This is a genomic window from Gemella massiliensis, from assembly GCF_900120125.1.
Lineage (GTDB): Bacteria > Bacillota > Bacilli > Staphylococcales > Gemellaceae > Gemella > Gemella massiliensis.
Map to the genome: position 1 here is coordinate 504749 of NZ_LT635544.1, position 14159 is coordinate 518907.

A 14159-nucleotide genomic window follows, 5' to 3' on the forward strand; every position below is an offset into this window, starting at 1 on the left:
TTAATGCAGGTACAATTAGTTAAAGTAGTAGAAAATAAGAAAATAGCAGATAAAATATATAAGTTAACCCTAGAAGGAAGTATAGTAAATGAGATGAATACAGCGGGGCAGTTTGTAAATATAAAAGTTGGTAAAGGAAGAGAGTTTCTATTACGTCGCCCAATATCAATTTGTGAAATAAATAAAGAAGAACAAACTTTTGTTATAGTATATCGAGTAAACGGAGAGGGGACAAAGTGTATTTCAAAACTTAATATAGGGGAGATGGTTGATGTCCTAGGTCCGTTAGGTAAGGGATATGACATTACTACTTTAATTAAAGGAGAAACAGCACTTTTAGTAGGAGGTGGGATAGGTGTTCCACCATTATACGAACTGGCAAAGAAATTCAATGAAAAAGGGGTAAAAACTATTCATGTTTTAGGTTTTAATAATGAAAAAGATGTCTTTTACAAAGAAAGATTTGAAAAATTAGGAACTACTTACGTCGCAACGGCAGACGGAACATATGGTGAAAAAGGATTCGTTACCGATATAATAAAAAAATATAATATTCAGTACGATAAATATTACAGCTGTGGTCCATTAGCAATGTTAAAGGCATTAAAAAATATGGACAGTGAGCATATAGGTTATATTTCACTGGAAGAGAGAATGGCGTGTGGTGTAGGAGCGTGTTATGCCTGTGTTTGTAACAAAATAGACGGTATGGTATCACGAGTATGTTATGACGGTCCGGTGTATAAAGCGGACGAGATAGCGGTATAGGAGATTAACTATGAATGAGCGATTAAAAGTGCAACTACCCGGTTTAAATTTAAAAAATCCTATAATGCCGGCTTCAGGATGTTTTGCATTCGGATTGGAATATGCTCAATTTTACGATTTATCAAAACTTGGTGCAATTATGATAAAAGCTGCAACAAAAGAGGCAAGGTTTGGGAATCCGACACCGAGAGTAGCGGAAACTTCTAGCGGAATGCTTAATGCAATAGGATTACAAAATCCCGGTGTACACACTATTATTAATACTAAGCTAAAAGAACTTGAACAGTATAATGTGCCAGTTATAGCCAATATCGCCGGCAGTACGGTAGATGATTATGTTTATGTTGCAGAACATATAAGTAAAGCACCTAATGTACATGCGTTGGAATTAAATATATCATGCCCTAATGTGAAAAGCGGCGGTATTCAATTCGGCACAGATCCAAGTACGGCACATTATTTGACAGAACGAGTAAAAACAGTATCCAAAGTGCCGGTTTATGTAAAATTATCACCTAACGTAACCGATATTGTAACAATGGCAAAAGCTGTTGAAAGTGGAGGTGCTGATGGTATAACAATGATTAATACATTGGTGGGAATAAGATTAGATAAAAAAACAGGAAAACCGATAATAGCAAATGTAACGGGAGGGTTGTCGGGCCCTGCAATAAAACCGGTAGCAATCCGTATGATTTATCAAACATCACAAGCTGTTGATATTCCAATAATTGGTATGGGCGGAATTATGGATGAATGGGATGTAATTGATTTTATTTCAGCCGGGGCAAGTGCCGTGGCAGTAGGGACGGCAAATTTTACAGATCCTTATGTTTGCCCAAAAATCATTGATAAACTAGAGAATGCCTTAGACGAATTAGGAGTAAATCATATATTGGATTTAAAAGGACGTGCTTATAAAAATTAAAAATTGTTGACTGTTAATAAATTATTATAAGTATAACAAAAGGAGGAATATACAATGCAAAGAGATGTTATTATAGCTTTAGATTTCCCAACAGTAAAAGAAACATTGCGATTTTTAGAAAAGTTTGAAAAAGAAAAATTGTTCGTAAAAATTGGTATGGAATTATATTTACAAAATGGACCTATAATAATAGAAAAGATAAAGAATTTAGGGCATAAAATATTTTTAGATTTAAAACTTCATGATATACCTAACACAGTCTATGGTGCAGCAAAAGGGCTAGCTAAATTCAATATAGATGTATTGACGGTACATGCAGCAGGAGGATTTGAAATGTTAAAAGCTGCTAAACAAGGTATGGTAGATGGCGGTGGAGAAAATACAAAAGTAATAGCTATTACTCAACTTACCTCAACGTCGGAAGAAAATATGAAAAAAGAGCAATTAGTGATAACATCACTAGAAGAAAGTGTGAGAAACTATGCGCGTTTGTCAAAAAAAGCGGGGCTTGACGGAGTTGTATCATCAGTATGGGAAGTTGGGTTGATTAATGAAGAATGTGGAGAAAATTTTTTAAAAATAACTCCGGGAATAAGATTGAAAAACGACAGAACAGAGGATCAAAAACGTGTAGCTACACCTCAAATGGCAAACGAAAAAGGTAGTAACTATATTGTAGTCGGTCGTTCAATAACTAAAGTAAGTAATCCCCAAAAAATATATAAATTTATTAAAGAGCAATTTACAAACAATAATGAATGAAAAGGAGTAAACTATGAACATAGAAAATCAAATAGCAAAACATTTACTGGATATTGGAGCGGTGACATTAAGACCCAATGATTATTTTACATGGACGTCGGGAATTAAATCTCCTATATATTGTGATAATAGAATAACGATGTCGTATCCAACAACAAGAAGAGAAATAGCTAACGGATTGTCAGAATTGATTGGGAAATTTTTCCCAGATGTAGAAGCAGTAGCGGGGACAGCTACTGCAGGTATTCCACATGCTGCGTGGGTGAGTGAGATACTGAATTTACCTATGGTTTATGTGAGAAATTCAAAGAAAAAGCACGGTAAGACCAATCAGATAGAAGGACGTTTAATTGCCGGACAAAAGGTTGTTGTTATCGAAGATTTAATTTCAACAGGATTGTCATCATTAAAGGTAGTAAAAGCTCTAGAAGAAGCAGGAGTAGTAGTTTTGGGAGTTGTAGCAATATTTAGTTATGATTTATTGAAAGCAAAAGAAGCATTTGCTAAAGATAATGTGGTATACCACACATTGACAAATTATAACTATTTAATAGAAGAGGCACTTAATAATGGTTATATTAAAAAAGAAGATGTAGAAAAACTTCTTAAATGGAGAAATGATTTGTAATATATCTTTATAGTTCCCCAAACGTAATAGTATAAGTATATAGAAACCATCAAAATATATTGTTTCTTTAAAGTTAACTTAATGTTTAGAAACTATAATAGTACGACAAGACATTTTTGATTTTTACCAAGAAGTGTGATAAAATTAGAAATCATAATAATATAAAAAAGAGGGATTGTGACAGTGAAATTTTTGAGAGAAATTTTGGAATGGATAGTTGTCGTTGTCGTATCTATAGTTATTTATTTAGTATTGAGTACGTACGTAATTGCTCCGTTCACCGTAAAAGGTCATTCGATGGACTATACATTTGCAGATAATGATAAAGTGTTCGTTAATAAATTAAGTAAAAATTATAAACGTGGAGATGAAGTGGTTTTCCATGCTAATGAAACAGATGATTATATTAAGCGTATTATTGGTGTTCCGGGAGATACGATTGAATATAAAAATGATGTACTATATGTAAATGGTCAAAAAGTGGATGAGCCATATCTTGAGCAGAAGATAAAAGAAGCAAAATCAGAAGGTAATTCACCATTAACACCGGATTTTAATATAGAGTATTTAAGCAGTACGAAATCAAAAACCGTTCCGGAAGGAACATATTTCGTAATGGGAGATAATAGACAACATAGTACAGATAGTCGTATTTTTGGTTTTGTAAAAAAAGAAGCTATGATAGGAAAAGTAAGTTTAAGATACTACCCGCTTAAATCATTTAAATTCTTTTAATTAAAAAAATATTGAAGGTTTTTAATTGCTTAAAACACTACATTATGTTAGAATAATAGACGGGCACTCTGAAAGAGTGAAATTAAGGAACAGTCCCCCTACTTAAAAATAGTAGGGGGTTTTATTATTTTTAAAGGAGAATGCAATGACAAAATATATTTTCGTAACAGGTGGAGTAGTATCATCATTAGGAAAAGGTATAGTAGCTGCCTCAGTAGGTAGAGTGTTAAAAAACAGAGGATTAAAAGTAACTTTGCAAAAATTTGATCCATATTTGAATGTTGACCCGGGAACAATGAGTCCATATCAACACGGAGAAGTATTTGTAACGGAGGACGGAGCGGAAACGGATTTAGATTTAGGACATTATGAACGTTTTATTGATGTAAATTTAGGGCAATATTCAAACGTAACTGCGGGGCGTGTTTATTCATCAATTATTGAAAAAGAACGTCGTGGAGATTATTTAGGAGGAACAGTACAGGTAATTCCTCATGTAACTAACGAAATTAAATCACGTGTTTTATTAGCGGGTGAATCAAGTGATGCCGATGTTGTTATTACAGAAATCGGCGGTACGACAGGGGACATAGAATCATTACCGTTTGTAGAAGCTATTCGACAAATTCGAAGCGACTTAGGGCGTGAAAATGTTTGTTATATACATTGTACTTTGTTACCTTATATTAAAGCTGCTGGAGAAATGAAAACAAAACCAACTCAACAATCAGTTAAAGAATTGCGTGGGTTAGGAATCCAACCGGATATTATCGTCGTTCGTAATGAACTTGCGTTAACAGATGAGCTGCGCGCAAAAATCTCATTATTCTGTGATATTCCAAAACAACATGTTATAGAAAGTAGAGATGTTAGTAATTTATATGAACTACCGGTTAATTTAAAGAATCAAAAAATCGATGATATTGTTTTAAAACACTTCAATTTGACAGCACCGGAAGCAGATATGACAGAATGGTTATCATTAGTAAAACGTGTTGATAATTTAAAAGATACTGTTAAAATTGCTTTAGTCGGAAAATATGTTGAATTACATGACGCATATATTTCAGTTGTAGAATCATTAAAACATGCAGGATATAAATATAATGCAAAAGTGGAAATTGATTGGATCCAATCAGAAGATATTACAGAAGAAAATGTATATGATTATCTAAAAGATGCAGACGGAATTTTAGTACCGGGAGGCTTTGGAGATAGAGGTGTTGAAGGGAAAATCACAACAATTAAATATGCACGTGAAAATAAAGTGCCTTATTTCGGTATTTGTTTAGGAATGCAGCTTGCAGCAGTAGAATTTGCACGTAATGTTTGTGGACTTACCGGAGCACATTCATCAGAACTTGATCCGAATACTCCATACCCAATTATTAACTTACTGCCGGATCAGGAAAATGTGGTAGAGATGGGGGGGACTTTACGTTTAGGAAGTTATCCATGCGTTTTAACAGAGGGAACTAAAGCACATAAAGAATATAATGCTTTGGAGATTACTGAACGTCATCGTCACCGTTATGAATTTAATAACTTTTATCGTGAACGTTTAATGGAAAAAGGATTAGTTTTATCAGGTGTAAGTCCTGACGGTCGTTTAGTAGAGGTCATTGAATTGCCGGAACATCCATGGTTTATCGCAGGACAATTTCATCCGGAATTCAAATCACGCCCTGAAAAATCACATCCATTATTTGCTGGTTTTATTAAAGCAAGTTTAGATAATAGAAAATAAAATTATGAATTTAGAAAATTTGATAAAAGAATTTGAAAAAAATGCTAATCCAACCCAAGCGAAATTTATGGAAAAGTATATGAAAAATAAGTTTTTGTTTTTTGGTATCCAAGCTCCGAAAAGAAAAGAATTATGGACACCATATTTTAAAGAGGCGAAAAAAACCAAAAGTATTGATTGGAATTTTATAAAATATTGTTGGGAATACGATAAACGAGAGTGCCAATATATAGCAGGATATTATTTAAAAACAATGCAGAAATTTTTGGTAAAAGAAGATTTACCTAAACTAAAATCCCTTGTTGTTACAAAATCATGGTGGGATAGTGTTGATATTCTTGATAGGGTTATTGGAAGCCTTATTAGTCGTTATTCAGAATTGGAAAGTGTAATTTTAGAGTGGAGTAAAGATGATAATATTTGGCTTAGACGTGTCGCAATTGATCATCAATTATTAAGAAAAGAAAACACCAACGTAGATTTATTAGAAAAAATACTAATAAATAATTTAAATCATACGGAATTTTTTGTAAATAAAGCAGTAGGATGGGCATTAAGAGATTACTCAAAAACAAATCCTAAGTGGGTAAAAAGTTTTATAGAAAAATATCATAAACAGATGTCTAATCTTAGTATAAAAGAAGCAGGTAAATATTTATAGATTAAAATAAAAAGTATATTTTAGAGATTTCTAAAATGTACTTTTTATTGTATAATAAGTAAGAAAATTATTTTAGGAGGAACAATATGGGTAAAAAGATTTTATATTTTGTATATAGTGTTGTAGCATTGCTACTGTTATTCTTAGTAACCTCTCTAAATAATAAAACCAATACAGAATATATAGATTTTAAAGATACGGTGAATATTAATGAAAATTATTCAATACCTGAAGATATAGTAACAATAGGAATTATATCTGTAACCGGTGGAAATAAAGGTTACGTGTCTGAAAAAGAATTGGTAAGTTATATCGGTAAAAAGCTAAATAAAAAAGTTAAATTGGTTCAGAAAAAAAGTTATAAAGAAATAAATACCTTATTAAAAAATAATCAAATAGATATAGCCTTTTTATCGACAGGTGCTTATTCTTTATATGAAGATAAAAAAGATTTAGAATTAATAGCCAGACCGAACAGAGGAAAAGCATACTATCATCCGATAATTATTACCAGAAAAGATTCCGAAATAGAAAATTTTGAAGAATTAAATAATAAAAATTTTGCTTTTGTAGATAATTATAGTTATTCAGGTTATTTGGCAGTGAATAATTACTTTAAACAACAAAACACAACCATTAATAAATTTTTTAATAATAAATATTATTTTACATATAGTCATGAAGATTCTATAAAACAAGTACTTAGCGGAGTAGTTTACGCAGCGAGTATAGATGACTGGGCATTGCAAAATCTAGCAAATGAAGATTCTAATATAAAAGATAATATAAAAGTAATAAAAATATTTCCGGAAGTTGCAACCGGACCGGTAGTAACGCATAAAAATTATAAGGATAAAGAAAAATTAAAGAATATTTTATTTAATATAGATAAAGATAGCACTATAAAAACAGTATTAGAAAGATTACAAATTAAAAATTTTGAAGATACAAAAATAGAAAACTATCCAACTCTATTAGAAGAGGTTAAAGATGTTAGGTAAATTAAAAATAAAAAATAAAATTATAACTTTTTTTATTGTTATCTATACTATATATACCAGTATAATTTTATCCTATACTTACAAAAATAATAAAATTATTTTAGAAGATGCTATGAAAAATAGGATAAACCAAGTATATTATCAATTATCAAGTATGCTGTCTGAAGATATTCGAACAAATAATACATATGAAATTCATCAAAAAATTCAAAATCTCAGTTCTAATAAGGAAGTTTCATATATTATTATTTATGACAATGAAAAAAATGTTTTAGGAAAAACCTTAAAGGAACTGCCTAAGAAGTTATCAGAAGTGAAAGTGGAGAATGATAAATTTAGAATATACCGAAGCAATAATGGGGAAATTATGGATTTTACTTCCGGTATAGATGAAGTAAATATAGGGTATATACGAATAGGATTTTACACAAAAGAAATATACAATTTAACTTATCTTGAGTTTATAAAAATAATAGCATTAAACGTTATAGTTTTTGTATTTTTGTTAATAATAGCATATCGCATATCAAAAATGATAGAAAGACCGGTCGAAGATTTAACAAAAGTAACAAATGAAATAATAAATAAAGGTGATTATAAAAACAAAGTTAATAAATACAGTTATAGCAAAGACTTTTATGAGTTAGTAGATTCCATAAATGAAATGGTAGAGGATAATAGAAGTAATAAAAAAATAAATAATCATTTATTAAATAAAGTTTTTAAGGTTCAAGAAAAAGAAAGAGCAATGCTTTCACGAGAGCTTCATGATGAAGTAAGCCAATCTTTAGCCAGTTTATTGTTTCTATTGAGTAATTTAATTGAAAAGGAAAAAGATGAAACGAAGAAAGAAAGGTTAAATTTAATAAAAAATGAAATAGAACAAAGTTTAACAAATATAAGAAATATTGCGGTGAATTTAAGACCTGCCAGTTTGGAAGAACATGGTTTAAAAGAAACAATTTTAAAATACATTGAAGATTATAAGGAACTCTATAATTTAGATGTTTCATTTGATACCAATTATATTGATTTAAAAAATAGCAATTTTGATATAACTATTTATAGAATTATTCAAGAAACCTTAACAAATATAAGAAAACATTCACAGGCTACAAAAGTTGATATAAAATTTTATATTAATTCGGATTATATATCGTTAGCGATTTCGGATAATGGTGTAGGATTAACTTTAGATAGGGTGGAAAAGGCAAGAAAAGAAGGTAGATTAGGAATTTATGGAATTCGAGAAAGAGTATTGGATTTTGACGGTCAATTTGAATTAGATAATAATTTAGAATATACAACCATTCTAAAATGTAAATTTAGAAGAAATATGGTGGAGGAAAAAATTGATGAAAATATTACTTATAGATGATCATAAATTGATAAAAATAGGAATTAAAGTGTTATTAGAAGATCATTATAGTAAGGAAGTAGTAGAAGATTGTTCAACAGTAGAAGAATCAATGGAAAAGATAAAAAACATGAATTATGATTTAATAATTTGTGATATATCATTATCGGACGGAACAGGATATGACATATTAAAAAAAGTAACTGAACTGAATATTAATTCAAAAGTTTTGGTTTTAAGTATGTATGAAGATAAAAACTATGTAAAAAAAGCTTTGAGATTAGGCGCTAGAGGCTATATAACAAAAAGTAATGCACATGAGGAAATATTAACAGCAATAGATAGAGTTATGAATAATGGTGAAATATATATTAATAAGAAATATAGTGGTATTTTTTATGAATTATATCAAGAAAAAGCAATATCTGAACTTAGTGAAAGGGAAAAAGAAGTGGCAAAATATATTTTAATGGGATATACTTTAACTGAAATAGGAGAGAAATTATTTTTGAGTGTAAAAACGATAGATACTTATAAAAAGCGTCTTATGGAAAAAACTAATACAAAGAAACGAAGTGAATTAGTGGAATATTTAAAACATAATATAATGTTATAAATTACTTATAAATAAAATGGTTATTTTTACTAATAAAAAGAAAATTACAGGATTTATTTAACAGCATAAAAAGATATAAAAGCTATAGATAGTCGGATAAATACCGAGTCTATAGCTTTTATAATATTATTTTGTTTTAGTTTCTAACTGTTTAGAAGTTTTTTTGAATAGTGTTAAACCGATGAAGATAAATGCCAAAATACAAGAAAGAATTAACGCATAAAAACCACCGTTCCAGCCGAATAGATCAACAAGTTTACCCATTACATAGCCTGCACTGGCAGAACCCAGCAGATACCCAAATAATCCGGTAAGCCCTGTTGCCGTTCCTGTAGCGACACGTGGGACAAGATCGGCAGCTTGTAAACCGATCATCATAACAGGTCCATAGATTAAAAATCCAATAGCTACAAGACAAGCATTGTCAATAAGCGGATTGCCCGGAGGATTTTTCCAGTAAATAAACACAGCAATAAGTACACCAACTAAGAATAATAACATAGGGGGAGCACGGTGCCCTTTAAACACTTTATCACTCAAATACCCGCTGGCTAACATTCCAAATATACCGGCATATTCATATAGGAAATAAGCCCAACTTTGTTTATCAACTGAGAAGTGTTTAACTTCTTTTAAATATGTAGGTGCCCAGTCAATAATACCATAGCGTACAAAGTATACGAACACATTAGCGATAGCTATAGCCCATAAAAATTTATTATTAATAATGTATTTAAAGAAAATATCCTTAGCTGATAATGTGTGAGCAGATTCGATTTTTTCTATAATTTTTTCACCTTTCCATTCATCAACAGGAGGTAAACCTTCTGATTCCGGAGTATCTTTCATTAAATAGAACATAATAATTGCCAGAATGATTGCAATTATTGCAGGTAAGTAAAATAATGATTGCCAAGCACCGAATATAGATAATCCTAATAGTGCAAGAGGTCCTATTAATCCTCCACCAAGATTATGAGAAATATTCCACCAACTCCACCAAGCACCACGTTCTGAAGTTGAGAACCAGTTTGTCATTGTTTTAGCTCCCGGAGGATACCCCATACCTTGAAACCAACCGTTAAGTGCGGATAAAACAATCATAAATGTAAGCGATGAAAGTACAGCCGGCACTAACCCGAATATTAAACTAACAAGTGCAGAAGCAACTAATCCGATAGTAATAAAATACTTGGGATTGCTTCTATCCGATACGTTCCCCATAATAAATTTACTAAATCCGTATGCAAGAGATAAAGCAAGAGAAACTTTACCTAAATCAGCTTTAGTATAACCATATTGATCAATTAAATATGGAATAGCAAGAGAAAAATTCTTCCTTATTAAATAGTATGCTGCATACCCTATAAATACACCGGAAAATACTTGCCATCGAAGTTTTTTATATTCAGCGTCCGTCCTAGAATTTTCAATTCTGGGTTTAGGGGTAGATGCCTTAAGAAATGAAAACATATTTTTGTTTCCTCCTTGGTTAAAATATTTTTAATTTGTAACTATAATTATAGAAAACCAGAAAACGATTGTAAAGTTTATAAATCAAAGTTTTTGAGAATTAGAAAAAGCCTTACATTGAATGTAAGAAAATTTCTTACATTAAAATCGTTGACAAGTCAACAATTATGAATTATACTAATTAGGAAAACTATTGACTTATCAATAATTAAAAGGAGTAATTATGGAAGTAGAAGAATTTAGTGACTTACTGTATAACTTAAAGATAATCAATCAACAACTGACGTATTTATTTGAAAATGAAATGGGCGTTAGTCTAACACGTTATCAAATCCTTATGTATTTAAAGGAAAATTCACCGTGTATTCAACGAAAATTATGTGATACATTGCAAATAGATGGCGCAGCTATTACAAGACATTTAAAAATTTTGGAACAAGGAGGGTATATTAAACGAAGTAGAAATGAACAAAATAATAGAGAAATGAATGTGGAGATAACAGAGTATGCTAAAGTGAAAATTGATAACTGTGAGAAAGAATATGACTTAAATAATATATTAAATTCGGAATTTACACATGATGATTTAAAGAATTTAGTATCATTATTAAATAAATTTTAAAAAAATATGAAATAAAGAGGTATTGAAATGAATATTATATCAACAATTTTAACAGTATTGGTAGCACTATTGTTTTTTTATATTATGTATTTAGAAACATTTGCGACAGATTCTCAAAGTACAAGTAGGGTATTTAATATAAGTCAAGAAGAATTAAGAAGACCGGCTTTAAATATATTGTTTAAAAATCAAGGGATTTATAACGGTTTGCTGGGTATTGCTTTATTGTATGGAGCATTTATTTCAAATAATGCTAAAGAAGTTGTAGCTATGTTATTAATATATATTATTTTAGTAGCAATCTATGGTAGTTTAACAAGTGATAAAAAAATCATTTTAAAACAAGGAGGATTACCAATTTTAGCATTAATTTCATTGCTTTTTTAAAATGTAATATAATAGGTAAAAAAATTAGTACACATTAAGTATTAATTTTTTTATTTTGTAATAATAAACTTACTAATTGGGAATAATTATAATGCAAATAAGTAATAACGTTAATATACTTTATAAATGATTTTAAACAAACTGTTAAAGTTAGATATTGTGAGATAAAAATATTAAAGGAAATTTAATAATATTTGTGTCTATGATATTATTATGTATATTATTTATTACATATAATTTTTTATAAAACGCTATAAAAAAACTGGCTTTATAAATTGATATGTTATAAAATAAAGGATGATGATAATAATTTAATTAGGAGGTAAGTATTATGAAAAAAGAGCAAGGTCATCAGTTTTTAAAAAAACTCGGTAAAAAAAGACTAAGGCCCGGAGGAGTGACAGGAACAAATTTTTTATTAGCACATACTAATTTTAAACCGGGAGATAGTGTTCTTGAAGTAGCTTGCAATAGGGGAGTAAATCTCTTGGAATTAGCCGGTAAATATCCGGCGACTGCATTTATAGGGATAGATGTTGATAAAACATCAATACAAGAAGCAACAGAAGTGGCGGTAAAAAAAGGATTTAAAAATATTAAATTTTTACGTGCTGATGCTTTTCATTTAGAATTTCCTGATAATAGTTTTGACTATGTAATTAATGAAGCGATGTTAACAATGTGTAGTAATAAAAGTAAAGACAGAGCACTTAAACAATATTTTAGAGTATTAAAACCGGGAGGATTATTATTAACACACGATATAATATTGATAAATAATTATGAAGAAACAAGAAAAATATTGTCAGATTCAATAAACATCAATGTTTTTCCACTTCCAAAAAATGAATGGAAAGAACTATTTGAAGAACACGGTTTTAAAATTGTAAATTCTCTTCAAGGTGAACTTACTTTAATGACTCCGGAAGGAATGGTTAAAGATGAGGGAATAGCTAATACATTACGAATCGTAAAAAATGGTCTAAAACCTGAGAATAGAGAACAATTTATAAAAATGAAAACGACATTTGGTAAATTGAAAAACGATATGAACTACGTATGTTTTATCAATAAAAAAATTAAAAATGACTAAAATAAAGGAGTATTTAAAAATGAAAATAGGAACTATTTTTAATGAAGCAGGATTATTAAAAACACATGATAGATTTAAATTGGTAAAAAAAGTTGGGAATAAGGGTGATAAAATACCTAAACATAATCATCCGGAAGCATTAGTAATATTTATAGTTGTTAAGGGAAAAGTTGAGGTACATCTTAATGAGACTGAAACTCACATAGTAGAACCGGGAAAAGTTTTGCATTTTGATGGTGATAATTATATTAATGCAGAATTTTTAGAAGCGGGCGAAGTATTTGTTACATTAATTCATAAATAGTGATAAAAATTTGATAAGAATTTTAATAATAAATAAAGGGAGAGTAATAATATGTTAAATCAAGTAATATTGATTGGAAGATTAGTAAAAAAACCGGAATTAAGAGAAAGTGAAAGTGGGAAAAATTATTTAAAAGCAACATTAGCAGTGCAATCTGATTACAAAAATAAAGATGGCGAATATGAAACAGAATTTTTAGAATTTACCACCTTTGGGAAAAATGCGGAAAATACGGTTAAATATTGTGATAAAGGTAGTCTACTAAACATAGTGGGAAACCTTAGTAACAATGTTTATAAAGATAAGAACGGAGTTAATCATTATCAATTATCTATAATTGCTAATAAAGTTTCGTTTTTAAGTAGGGGAAATAAAAAAGAAGAGCAAGCCGGTGATGTTTTTGTGTTAGGGCAATAAAAAATTAAATTAATGAAAATCTTTAGTGTTATAATTGATAAAACACTAAAGATTTTTGTTTGGTTTAATAATACAAAAAAGAGGAAAATATATATATTATTTTACAAATATTTCAGCAAGGGTTAGTAGTGGTATTAGGCTCGTTTTTGTCCTTTGCGGTTGATTTCTTAAGGTTGCCATTATTATAGAATTAGCAACAAAAAATATTTCGTATATAAGTATATAATTTATTATACATAAAATATATTGCTAATATTCTATATAAATAGACTGAATACGGGTGGTTTTATTTAACAATCTGTATTATAGCTTAGTGAATATATTATTAAAAATGAATTTTCTCTATTGACAAGCCCAAAAAACTATACTATAATTAGAACCATAAAATTAAATATATGCCTCACGAAATGAGTGAGGTAGAGGTCGCGATTTTTAATAGTATGATAATTGAAAGTATAGGGCTTTATGACATTATCAGAAAGGAAACGTCGCCGAAATGGTATTAATCCTATATTAATATTGTTGGGACTATACTTAATAGGTATAGGACTGTCATAGCCATGTTGTGCTATGTTGAGCTACTAGTATCTTGTTTTGGAGAGATAATTGTTGAAGTATGACTCCGTACAAATATGGTAGATGTTGTGCTTTTTTATTTTT

General features: G+C 29.7%; 16 protein-coding genes and 1 riboswitch. Of the genes, 15 read left to right on the plus strand and 1 reads right to left on the minus strand.

What is annotated here, in order from left to right; genetic code table 11:
- Positions 1-3 precede the first annotated feature (3 nt).
- From BQ7358_RS02290 to BQ7358_RS02335, 10 genes are all read left to right on the plus strand, one after another.
- Positions 4-768: a dihydroorotate dehydrogenase electron transfer subunit gene (locus BQ7358_RS02290; RefSeq protein ID WP_062173073.1), complete on the plus strand. Its 765-nt coding sequence runs from the start codon at positions 4-6 to the stop codon at positions 766-768.
- Positions 769-778: 10 nt separating this feature from the next.
- Positions 779-1696, plus strand: a complete 918-nt coding sequence (locus BQ7358_RS02295; RefSeq protein ID WP_062173074.1) for a dihydroorotate dehydrogenase — start codon at positions 779-781, stop codon at positions 1694-1696.
- Between the two features lie 54 nt (positions 1697-1750).
- Complete coding sequence (gene pyrF / locus BQ7358_RS02300) at positions 1751-2458, plus strand: orotidine-5'-phosphate decarboxylase (protein WP_062173075.1); 708 nt, start codon at positions 1751-1753, stop codon at positions 2456-2458.
- A gap of 13 nt (positions 2459-2471) precedes the next feature.
- On the plus strand, positions 2472-3086 hold the full coding sequence (gene pyrE / locus BQ7358_RS02305) for an orotate phosphoribosyltransferase (RefSeq protein ID WP_062173076.1): 615 nt from the start codon (positions 2472-2474) through the stop codon (positions 3084-3086).
- Positions 3087-3263: 177 nt separating this feature from the next.
- Positions 3264-3821 (plus strand): signal peptidase I, encoded by a 558-nt coding sequence (gene lepB / locus BQ7358_RS02310; protein WP_231723801.1) that lies wholly within the window; start codon positions 3264-3266, stop codon positions 3819-3821.
- 145 nt (positions 3822-3966) lie between these two features.
- Positions 3967-5568 carry a CTP synthase gene (locus BQ7358_RS02315; protein WP_062173077.1) on the plus strand — a complete coding sequence of 534 codons (1602 nt, stop codon included), beginning with the start codon at positions 3967-3969 and terminating at the stop codon, positions 5566-5568.
- Positions 5569-5572: 4 nt separating this feature from the next.
- Entirely contained in the window at positions 5573-6229 is a 657-nt protein-coding gene (locus tag BQ7358_RS02320) for a DNA alkylation repair protein (protein WP_062173078.1), read from the plus strand.
- An 86-nt stretch (positions 6230-6315) separates the two neighbouring features.
- Positions 6316-7230, plus strand: a complete 915-nt coding sequence (locus tag BQ7358_RS02325; protein WP_062173079.1) for a PhnD/SsuA/transferrin family substrate-binding protein — start codon at positions 6316-6318, stop codon at positions 7228-7230.
- A 112-nt stretch (positions 7231-7342) separates the two neighbouring features.
- On the plus strand, positions 7343-8608 hold the full coding sequence (locus BQ7358_RS02330) for a sensor histidine kinase (RefSeq protein WP_234971556.1): 1266 nt from the start codon (positions 7343-7345) through the stop codon (positions 8606-8608).
- Positions 8586-9203: a response regulator transcription factor gene (locus BQ7358_RS02335; RefSeq protein WP_072520171.1), complete on the plus strand. Its 618-nt coding sequence runs from the start codon at positions 8586-8588 to the stop codon at positions 9201-9203. The genes BQ7358_RS02330 and BQ7358_RS02335 overlap by 23 nt, the downstream gene beginning before the upstream one ends.
- A 126-nt stretch (positions 9204-9329) precedes the next feature.
- Here BQ7358_RS02335 and pgtP read toward each other — a convergent pair whose 3' ends face one another.
- A complete protein-coding gene (gene pgtP / locus BQ7358_RS02340; RefSeq protein WP_062173082.1) occupies positions 9330-10676 on the minus strand; it encodes a phosphoglycerate transporter protein PgtP in 1347 nt (448 codons plus the stop codon).
- 223 nt (positions 10677-10899) lie between these two features.
- On the opposite strand from pgtP, the gene BQ7358_RS02345 reads away from it, so the two are divergent.
- The 5 genes from BQ7358_RS02345 (at position 10900) to BQ7358_RS02365 (ending at position 13499) form a co-directional block, all read left to right on the plus strand.
- A complete protein-coding gene (locus tag BQ7358_RS02345; RefSeq protein WP_062173083.1) occupies positions 10900-11298 on the plus strand; it encodes a MarR family winged helix-turn-helix transcriptional regulator in 399 nt (132 codons plus the stop codon).
- A gap of 27 nt (positions 11299-11325) precedes the next feature.
- Positions 11326-11685 carry a DUF1304 domain-containing protein gene (locus BQ7358_RS02350; RefSeq protein ID WP_062173084.1) on the plus strand — a complete coding sequence of 120 codons (360 nt, stop codon included), beginning with the start codon at positions 11326-11328 and terminating at the stop codon, positions 11683-11685.
- A 331-nt stretch (positions 11686-12016) separates the two neighbouring features.
- Positions 12017-12778 carry a class I SAM-dependent methyltransferase gene (locus tag BQ7358_RS02355; protein ID WP_062173085.1) on the plus strand — a complete coding sequence of 254 codons (762 nt, stop codon included), beginning with the start codon at positions 12017-12019 and terminating at the stop codon, positions 12776-12778.
- A 19-nt stretch (positions 12779-12797) separates the two neighbouring features.
- Positions 12798-13082: a cupin domain-containing protein gene (locus BQ7358_RS02360; protein WP_062173086.1), complete on the plus strand. Its 285-nt coding sequence runs from the start codon at positions 12798-12800 to the stop codon at positions 13080-13082.
- Between the two features lie 51 nt (positions 13083-13133).
- The gene (locus BQ7358_RS02365) at positions 13134-13499 is read left to right on the plus strand and encodes a single-stranded DNA-binding protein (RefSeq protein ID WP_062173087.1); all 366 of its coding nucleotides are present in this window, start codon (positions 13134-13136) and stop codon (positions 13497-13499) included.
- Between the two features lie 409 nt (positions 13500-13908).
- A riboswitch (Lysine riboswitch) is annotated at positions 13909-14088 on the plus strand.
- The last annotated feature ends 71 nt before the right edge of the window (positions 14089-14159 follow it).